Source organism: Streptomyces javensis, assembly GCF_039525925.1.
In the GTDB taxonomy this organism is placed as follows: domain Bacteria; phylum Actinomycetota; class Actinomycetes; order Streptomycetales; family Streptomycetaceae; genus Streptomyces; species Streptomyces asiaticus.
On sequence record NZ_BAAAIF010000044.1, the window covers coordinates 1 to 17,321 of the forward strand.

16 protein-coding genes are annotated in these 17,321 nt (G+C 72.7%); 9 read left to right on the forward strand and 7 right to left on the reverse strand.

The genetic code is table 11. From position 1 onward, the window contains the following. Both ABD329_RS31120 and ABD329_RS31125 read right to left on the reverse strand, forming a co-directional pair. Window positions 1–1,045, reverse strand: a 1,045-nt coding sequence (locus tag ABD329_RS31120; RefSeq protein ID WP_344317226.1) for a serine/threonine-protein kinase, incomplete at its 3' end; no start/stop codon positions are given. Window positions 1,046–1,276: 231 nt separating this feature from the next. Beyond that, on the reverse strand, window positions 1,277–2,140 hold the full coding sequence (locus ABD329_RS31125) for a VOC family protein (protein ID WP_344317227.1): 864 nt from the start codon (window positions 2,138–2,140) through the stop codon (window positions 1,277–1,279). 461 nt (window positions 2,141–2,601) lie between these two features. On the opposite strand from ABD329_RS31125, the gene ABD329_RS31130 reads away from it, so the two are divergent. Continuing rightward, entirely contained in the window at window positions 2,602–3,249 is a 648-nt protein-coding gene (locus tag ABD329_RS31130; RefSeq protein ID WP_121824672.1) for a TetR family transcriptional regulator, read from the forward strand. A 323-nt stretch (window positions 3,250–3,572) separates the two neighbouring features. Here ABD329_RS31130 and ABD329_RS31135 read toward each other — a convergent pair whose 3' ends face one another. Together ABD329_RS31135 and ABD329_RS31140 are read right to left on the reverse strand one after the other, a co-directional pair. Continuing rightward, a complete protein-coding gene (locus tag ABD329_RS31135; RefSeq protein WP_198282241.1) occupies window positions 3,573–4,055 on the reverse strand; it encodes a nitroreductase family deazaflavin-dependent oxidoreductase in 483 nt (160 codons plus the stop codon). Next, the gene (locus tag ABD329_RS31140) at window positions 4,055–5,467 is read right to left on the reverse strand and encodes an acyl-CoA dehydrogenase family protein (protein ID WP_198282242.1); all 1,413 of its coding nucleotides are present in this window, start codon (window positions 5,465–5,467) and stop codon (window positions 4,055–4,057) included. The genes ABD329_RS31135 and ABD329_RS31140 overlap by 1 nt, the downstream gene beginning before the upstream one ends. A 191-nt stretch (window positions 5,468–5,658) precedes the next feature. On the opposite strand from ABD329_RS31140, the gene ABD329_RS31145 reads away from it, so the two are divergent. The 3 genes from ABD329_RS31145 to ABD329_RS31155 all read left to right on the forward strand — a co-directional run bounded on the left by ABD329_RS31145 (window position 5,659) and on the right by ABD329_RS31155 (window position 7,916). Then, window positions 5,659–5,787: a hypothetical protein gene (locus ABD329_RS31145; protein ID WP_281404736.1), complete on the forward strand. Its 129-nt coding sequence runs from the start codon at window positions 5,659–5,661 to the stop codon at window positions 5,785–5,787. A gap of 187 nt (window positions 5,788–5,974) precedes the next feature. Next, a complete protein-coding gene (locus ABD329_RS31150; protein ID WP_198282080.1) occupies window positions 5,975–7,153 on the forward strand; it encodes a thiolase C-terminal domain-containing protein in 1,179 nt (392 codons plus the stop codon). A 70-nt stretch (window positions 7,154–7,223) separates the two neighbouring features. Continuing rightward, window positions 7,224–7,916 (forward strand): pyridoxine/pyridoxamine 5'-phosphate oxidase, encoded by a 693-nt coding sequence (locus tag ABD329_RS31155; RefSeq protein WP_198282079.1) that lies wholly within the window; start codon window positions 7,224–7,226, stop codon window positions 7,914–7,916. 281 nt (window positions 7,917–8,197) lie between these two features. On the opposite strand, the gene ABD329_RS31160 is transcribed toward ABD329_RS31155, so the two are convergent. Both ABD329_RS31160 and ABD329_RS31165 read right to left on the reverse strand, forming a co-directional pair. Further along, window positions 8,198–8,677: a Zn-ribbon domain-containing OB-fold protein gene (locus ABD329_RS31160; protein WP_344317228.1), complete on the reverse strand. Its 480-nt coding sequence runs from the start codon at window positions 8,675–8,677 to the stop codon at window positions 8,198–8,200. Next, entirely contained in the window at window positions 8,674–9,126 is a 453-nt protein-coding gene (locus ABD329_RS31165) for a DoxX family protein (RefSeq protein WP_198282520.1), read from the reverse strand. The genes ABD329_RS31160 and ABD329_RS31165 overlap by 4 nt, the downstream gene beginning before the upstream one ends. Window positions 9,127–9,344: 218 nt before the next feature. On the opposite strand from ABD329_RS31165, the gene ABD329_RS31170 reads away from it, so the two are divergent. The 4 genes from ABD329_RS31170 to ABD329_RS31185 all read left to right on the forward strand — a co-directional run bounded on the left by ABD329_RS31170 (window position 9,345) and on the right by ABD329_RS31185 (window position 14,581). Continuing rightward, window positions 9,345–10,499, forward strand: a complete 1,155-nt coding sequence (locus tag ABD329_RS31170) for a flavin-containing monooxygenase (RefSeq protein ID WP_198280692.1) — start codon at window positions 9,345–9,347, stop codon at window positions 10,497–10,499. Window positions 10,500–10,728: 229 nt separating this feature from the next. Then, complete coding sequence (locus ABD329_RS31175) at window positions 10,729–12,978, forward strand: acetate--CoA ligase family protein (RefSeq protein WP_198280691.1); 2,250 nt, start codon at window positions 10,729–10,731, stop codon at window positions 12,976–12,978. A 16-nt stretch (window positions 12,979–12,994) separates the two neighbouring features. After that, entirely contained in the window at window positions 12,995–13,810 is an 816-nt protein-coding gene (locus tag ABD329_RS31180; RefSeq protein WP_198280690.1) for an enoyl-CoA hydratase/isomerase family protein, read from the forward strand. A 153-nt stretch (window positions 13,811–13,963) separates the two neighbouring features. Next, complete coding sequence (locus ABD329_RS31185; protein ID WP_198280693.1) at window positions 13,964–14,581, forward strand: flavin reductase family protein; 618 nt, start codon at window positions 13,964–13,966, stop codon at window positions 14,579–14,581. Window positions 14,582–14,754: 173 nt separating this feature from the next. Here the strand turns inward: ABD329_RS31185 and ABD329_RS31190 are convergent, their stop codons facing one another. After that, window positions 14,755–16,152: an MFS transporter gene (locus ABD329_RS31190; RefSeq protein ID WP_214665509.1), complete on the reverse strand. Its 1,398-nt coding sequence runs from the start codon at window positions 16,150–16,152 to the stop codon at window positions 14,755–14,757. Between the two features lie 56 nt (window positions 16,153–16,208). Here ABD329_RS31190 and ABD329_RS31195 point away from each other — a divergent pair, with 56 nt between their 5' ends. Then, window positions 16,209–17,270: a GlxA family transcriptional regulator gene (locus ABD329_RS31195; RefSeq protein ID WP_344317230.1), complete on the forward strand. Its 1,062-nt coding sequence runs from the start codon at window positions 16,209–16,211 to the stop codon at window positions 17,268–17,270. Window positions 17,271–17,321: the final 51 nt, after the last annotated feature.

Here is a 17,321-nt window from a genome sequence, read left to right on the forward strand (position 1 = left end):
CGTACGAGGGCGGCGGCGTGGGCGGGCGCTCGGGCGGAAGCGGCGCGGAGGGGCGGCTGCCCGCGCTCGCGGCGCTTCCGGCGTTCCCCGCGCCCCCGCCGGGACGACCGCCTCCGGCCGCGGGCCGGGAGGAGCCGCGCACCTGGTTGCGGCCGCTGCGCTTGCGCTCGATGAGCGCGACGGCGCCGGGCGGCAGCCAGGCCGAGGCCGTACCGCTGTCGTCGGCGTTGGAGGCGAACAGATGCGGGGCCAGCTGGGACTGTAGATCGGCCGGGGACGGCCGCCGCTCGGGCTCCATCTGCATGCACGACTCGATCAGCGGCCGCAGCTCATCGGGCAGCCCGGCCAGATCGGGGCCCTCGCGCAGCAGCATGAACACGGTCTCCACCGGGTTGGCGCCGTGGAAGGGCGCGTGCCCGGTGGCCGCGAAGGTCAGGGTCGAGCCGAGCGAGAAGATGTCGCTCGCGCCCGTCACACTGCGCGAGTCGCGCGCCTGTTCGGGGGACATGTAGGCGGGGGTACCGACCGCGACGTTGGTCATCGTCAGCCGGGTGTTCGAGACACCGGAGGCGATACCGAAGTCGATCACGCGCGGGCCGTCCTCGACGACCAGCACATTGGACGGCTTCAGATCCCGGTGGACCAGGCCCGCGCCATGGATCGACTGGAGCGCCTCGGCGACCCCGGCCGCCAGCCAGCGCACCGCCTGGGCCGGCATCGGCCCGCACTCGTTGACGATTTCCTCGAGGGAGGGCGCCGGCACATAGGCCGTGGCCAGCCACGGCACCGCGGCGCGCGGATCGGCGTCCACGACCGCGGCCGTGTAGAACCCGCTGACCGCGCGGGCCGCCTCCACCTCACGGGTGAATCGGACACGGAACAGCTGGTCCTCGGCGAGCTCGGTCCGGACCGTCTTGATCGCGACCCGTCGGCCCGATGCCGAGCGGGCCAGATAGACCAGCCCCATGCCGCCCGCGCCGAGACGTCCGAGCACCTCGAAAGGGCCGATCCGCCTCGGATCGTGCTGCGTCAGCTGCTCCACCACTTGCCTGCCACCTCCCCGTGGGGGCTTGAAAAAATACAGCCCCGTGCAGCGTCTCACCGACAAACCAACCGGCGGCACGCATCCTGCATTCTCTCTGGCGAAGGCGGCGGTTGCGAACCCGGGGGCGAATCGTCGTGTCATCGGGCGATACGGAGCGGGGGTCCGTCCGGTTCGACCCGGGGACCATCCAAGTGCCCGCAGGCCCGTATCGCCCAGTTATTCGCCCCGGGTTCAGCCCGCCGTCGAGGTGTCGATGACGGCGAAGGCCGCGCCCTGATTGTCCGCAAGGACCGCGAAACGCCCGTACGGCGTATCTTCGGCGGTCTTGAGAACCCGCCCGCCCAGCCTGTGGGCCGTGCGCAGCGACTGATCGCAATCCGCCACCACAAAGTACGTCAGGAAGTGGGCGGGCAGAACGGCCGGGTACTCGTCACCCATCACGACGCGTCCGCCGATCGCGTGCCGGGGGTCCGGGGCCTCTCCGCGCGGCGTCCACAGGACCACGTCGGCCGGTGCGCCTTCGGCGGGGGGCGGCGGGGAGGGTGGGGCGGAGGGCGGGGCTGAGGGCTCAGACGGCGCAGACGGCGGGGCGGAGGTCGGGGCTGAGGGCGTCATCTCGTAGCCGAAGACCGCCCGGTAGAAGGCGTCCACGGCGCGCGGCTGACGCGTGTGGACCTCCGTCCAGCCGTACGAACCGGGCGTGCCGCGCCGGGCGAAGCCGGTGTGGCTGCCCGCCTGCCAGATTCCGAAGACCGCGCCGCCCGGGTCGGCGGCCGTCGCCATGACGCAGAACTCGTCGATCCACACCGGCGGGGTGATCACCCGGCCACCGGCCTCGCGGATCCGTACGGCGGTCGCGGCGGCGTCCTGGGCGGCGAAGTAGATGTTCCAGACGGTGGGCATCCGGCCGTCCGGCTTGGGCACCAGCCCCGCGACGTCCTTACCGCCGAGGAGGGCCCGGGTGAACGTGCCGTAGTCGGTGGCGATCTCCTGGAAGGTCCAGCCGAAGAGCTCACCGTAGAAGCGCCGCCCCGCCGCGAGGTCGGACAGCAGCACATCCGCCCAGCAGGGCACGCCTTCCGCGAATGCCGCCATGGCCCGGATCCTCCCGCGTCCCTCGGTCCTCGGACCTGCTCGCCCCGGAGCCCGGTCACGCCGGAGCTCGCTCACCTCGGAACTTGCTCACCTCGGAACTTGCTCACAGCCCGTTTGGAGATGGTTGGCACGTGTTTGGAACCGCTTGGTTCGTTCACCTCACTTGCCACGCTAACGGGGGATCGCCCGGTCTGCTCACCCCGGAACTCGAAATATTTGGCCAATCCTTTTGGCTCGAAGACGGATCCGACCGCGTCATCCACCGTTGTTATCCACAGGCTGTTGATAACACGATTCACACGTGTGGGTGAGCGGTGATTGAGGGCTTGACGACTGTGGACAGGGGTCGGAATCAGCCATTCCAACCTGCTCAGCGAGGTTCGCAAACCCGCTCATCCCGCCCTAACCCCATTTGCACGCAGCCGAATCGCGCTCCGATCACCCCTCGGTAAGCTGACGGCATGACAGGACAAGTACGCACAGTCGACGGGCGGGTGGCCGGTCGTCGCGGACAGGCGACGCGGCAGAAGCTGCTCGACTGCCTCGGCGAGATGCTCAGCACCTCCCCGTATCGAGACGTCAAGGTCATCGATGTCGCACGTAAGGCAGGGACCTCGCCTGCGACGTTCTACCAGTACTTCCCCGATGTGGAGGGCGCGGTCCTCGAGCTCGCCGAGGAGATGGCGAAGGAGGGCGCGAACCTCACCGATCTGGTCGCCGACCGCTCATGGGCGGGCAAGTCGGGGGCGACCGCGGCGGAGGACCTGGTCGAGGGGTTCCTCTCGTTCTGGCGCAAACACGACGCCATCCTGAGGGTGGTCGATCTGGGCGCCGCCGAGGGTGACAAGCGGTTCTACAAGATCCGCATGAAGATCCTCAATTCCGTCACCAACTCCCTGACGGACGCCGTCAAGGAGCAGCAGGCCAAGGGCCGGATCGACGGGGACCTCAACCCCGGGGCCATCGCGGGCTCACTGGTCGCCATGCTGGCGGCGGTCGCGGCGCACCAGAAGGGCTTCCAGAGCTGGGGCGTCAAGCAGGCCGACCTCAGGCCGAGCCTGACCTGGCTCGTCCACCTCGGCATCACCGGCCGCAAGCCGCCGAAGTAACGAATCCGCGCCCCTCCCCCGGCCTCCCTTCCCCGGCCCCTCCCGGCCGGCTGCCCTGCCGGGCCCGCACGTCCTGTCACGCCGCGGCGGATCACTCCCCAGTGATCCGCCGCGGCCTTTTGCGGTCATTGGTACGGGAGGGGCGCGGGGTCCCGAACGGGAGGGACCGGTTCAGCCCTCCCCGCGGCCCTACGGCCGGATCAGCTCCTCCCACGGCCCGACCGCGCGACTCAGCCCTCCCGGACGGCCCCGACGGCCCGGCTCAGCCCTCCTCCACGGCCCGACGGCCCGGCTCAGCCCTCCCCACGGCCCGACGGCCCGGCTCAGCCCTCCTCGACGCGGTGGAGGCGGAAGAGGCGGATCTCGCGGTCCACCCGGGACTGGTAGGTCGCGTAGGGCGGCCAGAAGGCGAGGACGGCAGCCCAGGCGGCCTCGCGTTCGGCGCCCTCCAGGAGGCGTGCCCGGACGGCGATGTCCCGGCCCCGCCGGCTGATCTCCGCTTCCGGGTGCCTCAGGAGGTTCGTCGTCCAGGCCGGATGGCCCGGACGGCCGAAGTTGCTGCCGATCAGGATCCAGGTGCCGTCGTCCTCCGGCATACAGGCCAGCGGCGTACGGCGGGGCAGCCCCGACCTCGCGCCGCGCGCCGTAAGGATCACGCCCGGCAGCATCCGCGCGCTCGGCAGCACCTTGCCACGGGTCAGCCGGTGGACCGTGCGGTCGAACGCGGGGATGACATGGGGGGCGACCTTGGCGAAGGCGCGGGTCGAGGACACCTTACGGACCAGCTTCACGCCGTAACCGGGCATCAGGCCGTCACCGCCTCGCGCAGGCCGTCTCGCCCGTCAGGACCATCTCGCCCATCAGGACCATCTCGCCCGTCAGGACCGTCTCGCCCCTCGCGTCCGTCCGGCCCACCGCGCGTGCCGCCCCCGTTCCGGCCGCTGTTCCCGCCGCGCTCTTCGTGGCCACCGTAAGGAGCGCGATCGGCCGCGCCGAAGAGTCCCTCCCGCTCCGCCGCCCGCGCCCGCAGCCGATGGACGGGGCCGAAGAGCAGCTCATCCGATGCGGCCCGCTTGAAGTAGAGATGCGCGTCATGCTCCCAGGTGAAGCCGATACCGCCGTGCAGCTGCACCGCCTCCGCCGCCGCCGTGCGCTGCGCCTCCAGCGCCTGCGCGAGCGCCAGCCCGCCCGCGACCGCGGCCTCCGTACCGCCCGCACCGCCCGCACCGCCCTCGGCCGTGGCCCACGCCGCGTAGTACGCCGCCGAACGGGCCGCCTGCACCGCGACGTACACATCGGCAAGCCGGTGCTTGACCGCCTGGAAGGAGCCGATGGGACGGCCGAACTGCTCACGCGCCCGCACATACTCGACCGTCCGCGTGAGGGCCGCGTCCGCCGCCCCTACGGCCTCGGCGGCGAGGACGGCCGCGGCCGCCGTACCCACGGCCGCCAGCGCCTCGGCCACCGCCTCCCCGCTCCCGCTCCCGCTCCCGCCGTCGTCCACCCCCAGCAGCTCGGCCGAGACATTCCGCAGCTCGATCCGGGCCTGCGGCCGGGTCGCGTCGAGCGCGGTCAGCCGGGTGCGGACCAGCCCGTCCGCCCCCGCCCGGACGAGGAACAGCAGCGTCCGCCCGCGCGTATAGCCCCCGGCGCGGGCGGCGACCAGCAGCAGTTCGGCGCTGTGCCCGCCCGGCACCTGCTCCACCTGCCCGTACAGCCGCCACCCGGCGCCGCCGTCCCGGTCCGGGCGCGCCTGGACACCCCCCGCGCGCCCCCCACCGGCCCATGCGCTGTCCCGTGCGCCTACGAGCCCGAGCGCTTCAGGCAGCGCGCGCCCCGGCACCGCGAGTGCCGCCGTAAGGGCGCCCTCCGCGATACGCGGGAGCAGCTCGGCGCCCTGCGCCTCCGTCCCGAGCGCGGCGACCAGGGGCGCGGCGAACACGGCGGTGGCCAGGAGCGGCGAGGGCAGCAGCACCCGCCCGGTCTCCTCACAGGCCAGCGCCAGCTCGGTGACGCCGCAGCCGACGCCCCCGTACGCCGCCGGAAGCGCGAGGCCCGGCAGCCCGAGCGTCCGGGCGAGCCGCCGCCACAGGGCCTCGTCATAGCCGGGCGCGGTCTGGACCGCCCCCTTGATCTCGTCGGGCCCGCACCGCTCCCGCAGCAGAGTGCGCAGCGTACGGCGGATCTCGTCCTGTTCCTCGGTGAACGCGGCGTCCATCGGCGAGCACCTCCGTTTTCTGACGGGCCGTCATACTAGGGACGACCTCCGGACTTTCCCACCCCTCCCGCCCCATCCACGGCTAAGCTGCTGCCGCCCCATCACGTTCCTCCCCGCATCCTCCGCCGGAGCGCGACCGGACCGGCGGTAGCCCTGTCCTCCGGGGCCTGTCGGAGGAGCGAGGAGGGGTAATGGACGATCGGAGCACGCGGGAGACGAGCGACACCCGGTGGACCGGCCCGGACAAGTGGCAGGTCGTGATCGGAGTGCTGAGCCTTCTGGTGGCGATCGCCGCTTGCGTGGGGCAGTTCGCGCAGTAATCGGACGCCTCACGCGTGGTCCGGACGGGGCTTGTGCTCGAGGCGCGGGTACGGCCATACGGGAGATCGTCCGGGCCACCCCTTCCCCCTGGGCCTCGGTGAGCTCGCGCGAGGGACCCCCTGGGCCTCGATGTGCTCGCACAGACGCCCCCTTCCGCTCCCGCAAATCTGATGTACCGTCAGATTCATGCCGCCCGCAGCGCAGCGCAACCGTAAGGTCGCCGTCGTCGGCGTCTCCCTCTCCGACTGCGGCCGCGTCGACACGGCCACCCCCTATGCCCTCCACGGCCAGGCCGCCCGCCGGGCCCTCGCCGACTCCGGTCTCGACCGGTCGGTCGTCGACGGCCTCGCCTCGGCGGGGCTCGGCACCCTCGCGCCGGTCGAAGTGGCCGAGTATCTGGGGCTGCGGCCGGCCTGGACCGACTCGACGGCCGTCGGCGGCGCCACCTGGGAGGTCATGGCCGCGCACGCGGCGGACGCGATCGCCGCCGGGCACGCCCGCGCCGTTCTGCTCGTCTACGGCTCCACCGCCCGCGCCGACATCCGCGCGGGCCGCCGCACCGCGAACCTCTCCTTCGGGGCGCGCGGGCCGCTCCAGTTCGAGGTCCCGTACGGGCATACGCTGGTCGCCAAGTACGCGATGGCCGCACGCCGCCATATGCATGAGTACGGCACCACCCTCGAACAGCTGGCGGACATCGCCGTTCAGGCGCGTATCAACGCCGGGCACAATCCGGACGCGATGTTTCGCGAACCGATCACCGTCGATGACGTCCTGAGCGGCCCGATGATCGCCGACCCCTTCACCAAGCTGCACTGCTGCATCCGCTCGGACGGCGGCTGCGCGGTGCTGCTCGCGGCCGAGGAGTACGTACCGGACACGGCGAAACCCCCGGTGTGGGTGCTGGGTTCGGGCACGGCCGTCTCGCACACCACCATGTCCGAATGGGAGGACTTCACGGTCTCCCCGGCCGCGGCCTCCGGGCGGGCGGCCTTCGCGCGGGCGGGCGTCCGGCCGTCGGACATCGATGTGGCCGAGCTCTATGACGCCTTCACCTATATGACCCTGGTGACGCTGGAGGACCTCGGCTTCTGCGCCAAGGGCGAGGGCGGGGCGTTCGCGGCGAAGGGGCGGCTGACACGGGACGGCGAGCTGCCGACCAACACCGACGGCGGCGGGCTCTCCGCCTGCCACCCGGGGATGCGCGGGCTGTTCCTGCTGGTCGAGGCCGTACGGCAGCTACGCGGCGAGGCCGGGGAGCGCCAGGTGCGCAAGGCGGGCGGACGGCTGCCTGAGCTGGCCGTGGCGTCGGGCACGGGAGGCTGGTTCTGCTCGGCGGGCACGGTGGTCCTGGGCCGCGGCTGACGGGTCCGCCCCGGCCGTACGTACGCCCCCGCTTGCCCCGGCCCCCCACGGGTGATCGGATGGGGAGCCGATGAGCGACGACCAGGATGAGGCCCAGGCATTCCGCGCACTGCTGCGCGGCCTGCGCGTACCCCATGCGGGCGAACTGCCCGTCTTCGACCCGTCCACCGCCCCGGACGCACCGCTTCCGCTCTTCCGGCGGTGGCTGCGGGAGGCCGCCGAGGCGGGCGAACCCGGCCCGCACACCATGTCGCTGGCCACCGTGGGCGCCGACTGCCGTCCGTCCCAGCGCACGGTGATGCTGCACGACGCCGATGAGCGCGGCTGGCACTTCGGCACCCATCGCACCAGCCGTAAGGGCCGCGAGTTGGCCGAGCGGCCGTACGCCTCGCTCGCGTTCCACTGGATGCGCTCGGGCCGTCAGGTGCGCGTCGGCGGACGGGTCGGCGAGGCCGGACCCGAGGAGAGCGCGGCCGATCTGCGCGGCCGGTCCCCCGCGGCGCTCGCGGCGGCGCTGGCCGGGAGCGGACGGCAGAGCGAGGTGCTCGGCTCGTACGAGGAGCTGCTGCGGGCCTTCGAGGCGGCGTACGAACGGGCCGGACGCGAACCGGACGCGACCGCCCCCACCTGGACCCGGTACGTCCTGGAGGCCGACGAGGTCGAGTTCTACCAGGAGGAGGCCCGGCGGCGACACGTACGGGTCCGCTACCGCCGCGACCCCGGGGCGCCCGGCGGCTGGCGGCGAGAGCTGCTGTGGCCATGACGGCGGCACGGCCGTATGGCGACGACCGTAAGGCATACGACGAGAAGGCGACGCGACCGCAAGGCGGCGACGCGACCGTAAGGCGGCGACGCGACCGTAAGGCGGCGACGCGGATAAGGCACGGGCGGGCAGCGGCGGGCTAAGCAGGTCGGAGGAAGTCCGCCACCGTTCGGGCAGCGCCCCGAAGGGGCGCGGGGCTGTTTCGATGTGCGGCTTCGCCGCGCGGGCGCAACCAGCCACGACGGCGCCGCAGCCGGCCGACGCCCCTTCCAGCGGAGCGCTTAGGCAGGCACCGGCCGGAAGACGGGAACGACCGGCACACCCCCCTCGGCCCCCTCGGCCCCCTCGGCCCCCTCGACGGCCCCTGCGGCCCCCGGAGCCCGGAACGCCACCCGGAGCCGCATCCCCACCCTCGGCCCGCCCTCCGGGACCTCGATGAGCTCGGTCATCATCCGCGGCCCCTCGGCGAGGTCGACGACGGCGGCGGTGTACGGGACGCGGGCGCCGAACGGCGGCAGGTCATTGCGGTGCACCACGGACCACGTATAGAGCGACGCGGCGCCGCTCGCCGCCTCCCAGGCGACGTTCTCGCTCCAGCAGTACGGGCAGAACTCGCGCGGGTAGTGATGGGCCCGGCCGCACCCGCCGCAGCGCCGGATCAGCAGCCGGCCCTCGGCGGCGGCGTCCCAGTAGGGGCGGGTGAAGGCGTCGATCCCGGGCAGATCGAAGCGCGGGCCGCCCGCGGACGGCGCCGGGCTCATAGGAACAGCCCCCATGCCTCGTCGAGCGACCAGGTCTGCCAGCTCATGCCGAAGAGCCCGACCACGGAGATCAGCACCATCATCGAGTTCTGCCCCTGCTCCGCCCAGTCGTGGATCATGAGCAGGAAATAGAGCAGGTTGAGCACGATCGCGCCGATCAGGGCGATGGGGGTCAGAAAGCCGAGCGTCAGCCCGAGGCCGAGGGCGAGTTCGGCGTAGACGACGACGTACGCCATGACTTTGGGACGGGGTGTGACCACCGCGTCGAAACCGCCGCGGACGAACGCCCAGCGGTGCTTGGCGGCCACGCCCACCGCCCAGCCGATGCCGGTGCCGCGCTCGAACCAGTCCTTCTTGTTCTTGTGCCGCCAGCTCTCGAGCCACCACAGGCCGAGTCCGATACGCAGTACGGCGAGCCATTCGGCCCCGTCGAGCCCGATCGTCCGCATCGTTCCCCACCCTCCCGTCCCGGCGAATCTGACGGTACGTCAGTTTCACGGGCGGGGCGCGACCCGCGCAAGGGGTCGCACCGGCGGAACGAAATCCGACGGGACACCGCGGCGACGGTCCGGCGCCGACCGACCGTGACCTCTCCGCAACCCATCCGGAATCACTTTGACCGGTTGTTTGACCGAAACCCGTCAAATACCCGACTACGCTCACCGGCATGGCCGACCGCTCCCCCGAGAAGTCCTCACCCGTCTATGTGATCGGCGGTGGACCGGGCGGACTCGCCGCCGCCGCCGCGCTCAGCCACCGCGGGATCCGCGCCGTCGTCCTGGAGAAGTCCGACGCGGTCGCCGCCTCCTGGCGGAACCACTACGACCGGCTGCATCTGCACACCACGCGCAGACTCTCCGCGCTTCCCGGGCTGCCGATCCCCCGGTCCTACGGACGGTGGGTCGGGCGCGACGACGTGGTGCGCTATCTGGAGCGCTATGTCGAGCACCACCGGCTGGACATCGTCACGGGCGTCGAGGTCTCCCGCATCGACCGATCGGCCGACGACACGGAGTGGGTGCTGCGCGCCACGGGCGGCCGGGCGCCGTCCTCGCCCGTGGTCGTCGTCGCGACGGGCTTCAACCACACCCCGCGGCTGCCGGACTGGCCGGGCCGCGCCGACTACACCGGCGAGCTGCTGCACGCCGCCCACTACCGCAACCCCCGCCCCTTCGAGGGCCGTGACGTCCTGGTGGTCGGCGTCGGCAACACCGGCGCCGAGATCGCGGTCGACCTGGTCGAGGGCGGCGCGGCCCGGGTGCGACTGGCGATCCGCACCGTGCCGCACATCCTGCGCCGATCGACGGCCGGATGGCCCGCGCAGGCCACCGGCATCCTGGTGCGCAGGCTGCCGCGGCGCGCGGTGGACCGGGCGGCGCGGGTGATGTGCCGGGTGAGCATGCCGGATCTGACCGAGCACGGTCTGCCCCGGCCCGACACCGGGCTCTACACCCGCGTACGAGAGGGCGCGATCCCGGTCCAGGACGTGGGGCTGGTCGACGCGGTGCGGACGGGACGGGTGGAGGTGGTCCCGGCGGTGGACTCCTTCGATCTGGACAAGGTGGTCCTGGCCGACGGCTCGCGGATCGGGCCCGAGGCGGTGATCGCCGCGACCGGCTACCGGCGCGGCCTGGAGGAACTGGTCGGCCATCTGGGCGTGCTCGACGACCGCGGCCGCCCCCTCCCGCACGGTCGGCGGACCCTGAAGGGCGCGCCGGGTCTGCACTTCACGGGCTATACGAACCCGATCAGCGGAATGCTGCGCGAGCTGGCCATCGACGCCCGGAAGATCGCCAGGACGGTCGCCCGCACGACGGCATGACGGTCGCCCGCACGACGGCATGACGGCGCGGCGGGGGCGGCCGCGATTCCACCGGCCCCTCCGTCACCCTGCGTGTTCCCCGCGCCCCGAGCATTCCTGACAGGCCGTCAGTTCAGTAACCTGACTACTGGGTAATGTGACTTGGTGTCAGTTTTGCTGCGGCAGCCGACGCCGAATCCCCTGGTCACCTACCCGGTTATTGGCCAACGAGCAGGAGTGGCGGATACCGATGCTTGGATCGACCTACGGCACCCTGACCACCAACTCCCGTCATGCCCGCGCTGTCGCCTGCGGTCAGGCCCCCGGCCCCGCCGTGCATGTCCACAGCAGGACCGCGGCGGGCGGGACCGCCGAAGGCGTGGACGACGTGGACGTCAGCGGGCGCCCGCTGACGTCCGCCGTCCCCGATCTGGACCACTTCTTCCATCCCGAGTCGGTGGCCCTCATCGGCGCCTCCGACGCGGACGGCCGCCCCAACACCGGTATCACCCGCCAACTCCTGGCCTGGGCCGAACGCGTCGGCGCCCGGTTGCACCCCGTGCATCCCTCCCGTCCCGCCGTCTTCGGCATTCCGTGCGTACCGTCCGTGGCCGCGCTGCCCGAACCCGTCGACCTCGCCGTCCTGCTCGTCCGCGACCCGCTCCCGGTGATCGAGGAACTCGACGGGAGCAAGGTGAGGTTCGCCGTCGTCTTCGCCTCGGGCTTCGCCGAGACCGGCCCCGAGGGCGCCGCCGCGCAGGCCCGGCTGGCCGCCGCGGCCCGGGGCGCCGGGCTGCGGCTGCTCGGCCCCAACACCAACCTCAACGCCTTCGAGAAGTTCCGCGACGACCTCGACGGGCCCGCCATCGCCCTCATCACCCAGTCAGGCCACCAGGGGCGCCCGGTCTTCACCCTCCAGGAACTCGGCATCCGGCTCAGCCACTGGGCCCCGACCGGCAATGAGGCCGATCTGGAGACCTCCGACTTCATCTCCTACTTCGCCACCCGGCCCGAGGTCGGCGCCATCGCCCTGTACGCGGAGGGGCTGAAGGACGGCCGCGGCTTCCTCCTCGCCGCCGACCGCGCCGCCCGTGCCAAGGTGCCCGTCGTCGCCGTGAAGGTCGGCCGCACCGAGACCGGCGCCCGCACGGCCGCCTCCCACACCGGCAAGCTGACCGGCTCGGACGCGGTGGTGGACGCGGCCATGCGGCAGTTCGGCGTGATCCGCGTGGACGGCCTGGACGAGCTCCAGGACACGGCGGCGCTGCTCGCCCGCGCCCGCCCGCCGCTCGCCGACGGCGTCGTGGTGTATTCGATCTCCGGGGGCACCGGGGCCCACTTCGCCGACCTCGCCACCGCGGCGGGCCTCACCCTGCCCGCCCTCTCCGCCGCGAAGCAGACCGAGCTCCACCAGTGGATACCCGGCGATCTCAGCGTCGCCAACCCGGTGGACAACGGCGGCCACCCGGTCGGCGACTGGCGCGGCCGCAAGATCATCGATGCGATCCTCGCCGACCCCGCCGTGGGCGTGCTGATCTGCCCGATCACCGGCCCCTTCCCGCCCATGAGCGACAAGCTGGCGCAGGACCTGGTGGACGCGGCGGAGCGGACGGACAAGCTGGTGTGTGTGGTGTGGGGCTCGCCGGTCGGCACCGAGGACGCCTACCGCACCACCCTGCTGGGCTCCTCCCGCGTGGCCACCTTCCGTACGTTCGCCAACTGCATCACCGCCGTGCGCGCCTATCTGGGGCACCACCGCTTCACCGCCGCCTACCGGTCCCCCTTCGAGGACGCCCCGCGCACGCCGTCCCCCTCCCTTCGCAAGGTGCGCGATCTGCTGCGCCCAGGAGACCGCCTGAGCGAGCACGCGGCGAAACAGCTGCTGCGGGCGTACGGCATCCGGGTGCCGCGCGAGCAGCTGGTGACCAGCGCGGCCGCGGCCGTCCGCGCCGCGGGCCTGGTGGGCTACCCCGTGGTCATGAAGGCGTCCGCGCCGCAGCTCGCCCACAAGACCGAGCTGGGGCTGGTCCGGCTGGGGCTGACCTCGGCCAGCCAGGTCCGCGACACCTATCGGGAGCTCACCGACATCGCCCGCTACGAAGGCGTCGAGCTGGACGGGGTGCTGGTCTGCCAGATGGTCGAGCGCGGGGTGGAGATGGTGGTCGGCATGAGCCAGGACCCCCTCTTCGGGCCGACCGTGACCGTCGGTATAGGGGGCGTGCTCGTCGAGGTCCTCCGTGACGCTGCCGTACGCGTCCCCCCGTTCGGCGAGGACCAGGCGCGCGCGATGCTCGCCGAACTGCGCGGCCGCGCCCTCCTCGACGGTGTGCGCGGCGCTCCCCCCGCCGATGTGGACGCGCTCGTCGAGGTCGTGCTGCGGGTCCAGCGCATGGCCCTGGAGCTTGGGGACCACCTGGCCGAACTGGACGTCAATCCGCTGATGGTGCTGGAGCGCGGCCAAGGCGCCGTGGCGCTGGACGCGCTGGCGATCTGCCGCTGACCGATGGAGCGTTCCCATGACTTCTCCCTCCCCCGAAGAAGCACTTGACTCCGTTGTACGGCACACCACTGACAACGGCGTCTCGTGGATCACGCTCAATCGCCCAGCGGCGATGAACGCCATCACCCCCGACCAGCGAGAACACCTGATCTCGCTGCTGGACCACGCCTCCGCCGACCCGTCCGTCCGGGCCGTCGTGCTGACCGCCACCGGCAAGGGGTTCTGCGCGGGAGCGGATTTGCGCGGCGCGCCGGACGGGGCGGAACGCGTCGCGGGCGATGTCGCCCGGCTGATCCGCGGCGGAGCGCAGCGGCTCATCGCCGCCGTCCTCGACTGCGAGAAGCCGGTGATCGCCGCCGTCAACGGCACCGCGGCCGGGCTCGGCGCCCATCTCGCGCTCGCCTGCGATCTGTTGCTGGCCGCCGAATCGGCCGTCTTCATCGAGGTGTTCATCCGCCGCGGTCTGGTCCCCGACGGGGGCGGTGCGTATCTCCTCCCCCGGCTGATCGGCCCACAGCGCGCGAAGGAGCTGATGTTCTTCGGCGACGCGCTGCCCGCCGCCGAGGCCGAGCGGCTGGGGCTGGTCAACCGGGTCGTCCCGGACGACGATCTGGCCAAGACCGCCCGCGCCTGGGCGGAGCGCCTCGCCGCGGGGCCCACCCGCGCCCTGGCCCTCACCAAGGCGCTGGTGAACGCCTCCCTGGAGGCCGACCGCCCGGCCGCGTTCGCCGCCGAGGCGGCGGCGCAGGAGATCAACATGACCACGGCCGACGCTCAGGAGGGCGTCCGCGCGTTCATCGAGCGCCGACCGCCCGGGTACCGAGGCCGCTGAGCGTACTGCCAAGGCCGCTGAAGCCGCTGAAGCCACTGAAGCCGCTGAAGAACCGCGCCGTCAGGGGACCCGGGACAGCAAGGCACAACCCGATCAAGCGAGAAACCCGAGCAAGCGAGAAAGGGGGACGAGGCCATGATGGGACACGCCGGTATGGCCGCCACCGCCGTCCGCTACCTCCGGGCGGTCGGCTCGCCGACCACCTCCGTACGACCGGTCGACCCGCTGCCCCCGCCGGAGCTGCGCTGTGTGCGCGACGATGAGCGGCCCCCGGTCGATCCGGCCGAATTCCGCCGGGTGCTGGGCCACTTCGCCAGCGGGGTCACCGTGATCGCCACCGTCGACGAGAACGGACCGGCCGGTTTCGCCTGCCAGTCCTTCGCCTCGCTGTCGCTGGATCCGCCACTGGTCGCCTTCATGGTGGCCCGCGCCTCGACGACCTGGCCGCGCATCGCCCGCGCGGGCGTCTTCTGCGTCAATGTCCTGGGCGCGCACCAGGGCGAGCTGTGCCGCTCCTTCGCGGTCAGCGGCTCCCGGCGCCCCGACAAGTTCGCGGGCGTCCGCCACGAGCCGTCCCCGGTCACCGGCTCACCGCGGCTCGCGGACGTCCCGGCGTGGATCGACTGCGCGATCCACGCCGTGCACACGGGCGGCGACCATCTGGTCGTGGTCGGCCGCGTCCGGGCCCTGGGCACGGACGAGCCCGCGGCGCGATCCGGGCCGCTGCTCTTCCACCGCGGCTCGTTCGGGGAGTTCACGGCGCTTCCCTGAGACCGCCCGTTCGCGTAAGCCCGGGCGGCCATCCGGGGTGTCCGGTGGGTTCCCAGCCCCGCCGGGTGGCAGGGGCTTCGCCCCTGGACCCCCGACGTCTGGGGCGGAGCCGCAGTCGCGGCAAGGGGCGGGGAGGGGGACAGCCCGCCGCAGGCGCCAAGGTCCGTCGGCCCCTAGGCCGATGCCGCCGCGGTCTTCGTGCCCGGGACGCGCTGGATGACCAGCGACATCAGCGCGGCGATCGCGCACAGCGCCCCCGCGCCGTACCAGACCAGGTCGTACGAGCCGAAGGCGTCCCGCGCCGCGCCGCCCACGAAGGCCACGACCCCGGCCCCCACCTGGTGGGAGGCGAGCACCCAGCCGAAGACGATCGCGCTGTCCTCCCCGTACTGCTCCCGGCACAGCGCCATCGTCGGCGGCACGGTGGCGACCCAGTCGAGACCGTAGAAGACGATGAAGAAGAGCATCGGCGGATGGACCGCGTCGTCCAGCAGGATCGGCAGGAACATCAGGGAGAGCCCGCGCAGCGCGTAGTACACGGCCAGCAGCCGTCGCGCGTCGAAGCGGTCGGTGAACCAGCCGGAGGCCACCGTCCCCACGATGTCGAAGACGCCGATGACGGCGAGCAGGCTCGCGGCGGCAGTCACCGGCATGCCGTGGTCATGCGCGGCAGGCACGAAGTGGGTCTTGACGAGGCCGTTCGTGGAGGCGCCGCAGATCGCGAAGGCGCCCGCGAGCAGCCAGAAGGAGCCGGTGCGCGAGGCCGAGACGAGGGCCTTGACGGCCCGCCGGGCCGCACCGCGCCGGGGCGCGGGCCGCGGCGCGGGCGGCCCGTCGGCGCCGTACGCGGCGAGGCCCACGTCCGAGGGGTGGTCGCGCAGCAGCAGCCAGACGAGGGGGACGATCGCCAGCGCGGCGACCGAGACGGTGATCGCGGCGGGCCGCCATTGGTGCCCTTCGACGATCCAGGAGAGCAGCGGGAGAAAGATCAGCTGCCCGGAGGCCCCGCCCGCCGTAAGGATGCCGGTGACCAATCCGCGCCGGGCCACGAACCACCGGTTGGTCACGGTCGCGGCGAAGGCCAGCGCCATGGAGCCGCTGCCGAGGCCGACCAGCACACCCCAGCACAGGATGAGCTGCCAGGGCTCGCTCATGAAGACCGTAAGCCCGCCACCGGCCGCGATGACGACGAGCGCGGCCGCGACGACCTTACGGATGCCGAAGCGATCCATCAGGGCGGCGGCGAAGGGCGCGGTGAGCCCATAGAGGGCGAGGTTGACGGAGACCGCGAACCCGATCGTGCCGCGCGACCAGCCGAACTCCTCATGGAGTGGATCGATGAGCAGACCGGGCAGCGAGGCGAATCCGGCCGCGCCGATGATCGTCACAAAGGTGATGGCGGCGACCGCCCAGGCGCGGTGCGGTAGGCGTAGGAGGGCCCGCCGTGCCGGCCGGGCGGGCTGTTCCGGCTGTTCGTCCTGTTCGGGGGCTTCGGAGAGCTCGGTCGTCTGCGTCACCGGACCAGCATCGGGCAGCGGGTCGGCACGGACGAGTGGCCCGAGGGACAGCATTCGCTAGGATCGGGCCAAGCTCTTTGGGGCCGTGTCCGAACGACGGGAGGCCGGAAGTGTCCCCACCCCAGCCCCAACCCCAGCCCCCACCCCTTGCCCCACCCGGGACCGCAGCCGCGCGCCATCGTGTCGTCGTCCTCGCCCTCCCCGGCGTGATCCCCTTCGAGCTGGGCATCCCGTACCGGATCTTCGGCAAGGCCCGCTCCACCGACCACCGGCGGCTGTACGAGGTGGTGACCTGCACCCCCGAGCCCGGTCTGGTGCCCACGGACGCCGACTTCCCGATCGCCGTGGAGCTCGGCCCGGAGGCCCTCGCCGAGGCCGACACCATCGTGGTGCCCGCCTCGTACGAGCTCGGTCCGGTCCACGAGGAGGGCCGGATGACCGAGCCGCTCGGCACCGCGCTGGCCCACGCCCGGCCGGGCGTGCGCTGGGTGTCCATCTGCACCGGTTCGTTCGTGCTGGCCGCCGCCGGGCTTCTCGACGGCCGCCCGGCCACCACCCACTGGTCCAGCGTCGACCACTTCCAGCGCCTCTTCCCGACCGTCGAGGTCGATCCGAATGTGCTGTTCGTCGACGACGGCGATGTGCTCACCTCGGCCGGTGTCGCCTCGGGGATCGACCTGTGTCTGCATCTGGTGCGGCGCGACCACGGCACGGCCGTGGCCAACAACGTGGCCCGGCGCAGCCTGGTGCCGCCGCATCGCGACGGCGGCCAGGCCCAGTACATCCCGCGTCCGCTGCCCGAGCCGCAGCAGGCCACCACGGCGGCGGCCCGCGCCTGGGCGCTCGGCCGGCTGGACCGGCCCATCTCGCTGCGGGAGCTGGCCGCCCAGGAGTCGATGAGCGTACGGACGTTCACCCGCCGCTTCCGCGAGGAGGTCGGCGTAAGCCCGGGCCAGTGGCTGACCCAGCAGCGGGTGGAACGGGCCCGTCATCTCCTGGAGGGCACCGATCTGTCGGTGGACCAGGTGACGCGCCAGGCCGGTTTCGGCTCCCCCGCGTCCCTGCGCCAGCACTTCCAGGCGGCCGTGGGCGTCTCCCCCACCGCCTACCGCCGTACCTTCCGCGCGGGCGCCGAGGCCGGTACGGCTCCCGGCGCCGACGCCCGCGAGTAAGGCTCGGCACGTCACGGCCGCGTGCGGCCGCTCAGCCCCGCCATGGCAGCT

Excerpts from the sequence above, each read along its gene's own strand:
- ABD329_RS31170 (WP_198280692.1), top strand. The coding sequence starts at position 9,345 with ATGGCCGACCGCTCCCCCGAGAAGTCCTCACCCGTCTATGTGATCGGC.
- ABD329_RS31140 (WP_198282242.1), bottom strand. The coding sequence starts at position 5,467 with ATGGACGCCGCGTTCACCGAGGAACAGGACGAGATCCGCCGTACGCTG.
- ABD329_RS31130 (WP_121824672.1), top strand. The coding sequence starts at position 2,602 with ATGACAGGACAAGTACGCACAGTCGACGGGCGGGTGGCCGGTCGTCGC.
- ABD329_RS31150 (WP_198282080.1), top strand. The coding sequence starts at position 5,975 with ATGCCGCCCGCAGCGCAGCGCAACCGTAAGGTCGCCGTCGTCGGCGTC.
- ABD329_RS31160 (WP_344317228.1), bottom strand. The coding sequence starts at position 8,677 with ATGAGCCCGGCGCCGTCCGCGGGCGGCCCGCGCTTCGATCTGCCCGGG.
- ABD329_RS31125 (WP_344317227.1), bottom strand. The coding sequence starts at position 2,140 with ATGGCGGCATTCGCGGAAGGCGTGCCCTGCTGGGCGGATGTGCTGCTG.
- ABD329_RS31165 (WP_198282520.1), bottom strand. The coding sequence starts at position 9,126 with ATGCGGACGATCGGGCTCGACGGGGCCGAATGGCTCGCCGTACTGCGT.
- ABD329_RS31185 (WP_198280693.1), top strand. The coding sequence starts at position 13,964 with ATGGCCGCCACCGCCGTCCGCTACCTCCGGGCGGTCGGCTCGCCGACC.
- ABD329_RS31190 (WP_214665509.1), bottom strand. The coding sequence starts at position 16,152 with ATGCTGTCCCTCGGGCCACTCGTCCGTGCCGACCCGCTGCCCGATGCT.
- ABD329_RS31145 (WP_281404736.1), top strand. The coding sequence starts at position 5,659 with ATGGACGATCGGAGCACGCGGGAGACGAGCGACACCCGGTGGACCGGC.
- ABD329_RS31180 (WP_198280690.1), top strand. The coding sequence starts at position 12,995 with ATGACTTCTCCCTCCCCCGAAGAAGCACTTGACTCCGTTGTACGGCAC.
- ABD329_RS31155 (WP_198282079.1), top strand. The coding sequence starts at position 7,224 with ATGAGCGACGACCAGGATGAGGCCCAGGCATTCCGCGCACTGCTGCGC.
- ABD329_RS31135 (WP_198282241.1), bottom strand. The coding sequence starts at position 4,055 with ATGCCCGGTTACGGCGTGAAGCTGGTCCGTAAGGTGTCCTCGACCCGC.
- ABD329_RS31175 (WP_198280691.1), top strand. The coding sequence starts at position 10,729 with ATGCTTGGATCGACCTACGGCACCCTGACCACCAACTCCCGTCATGCC.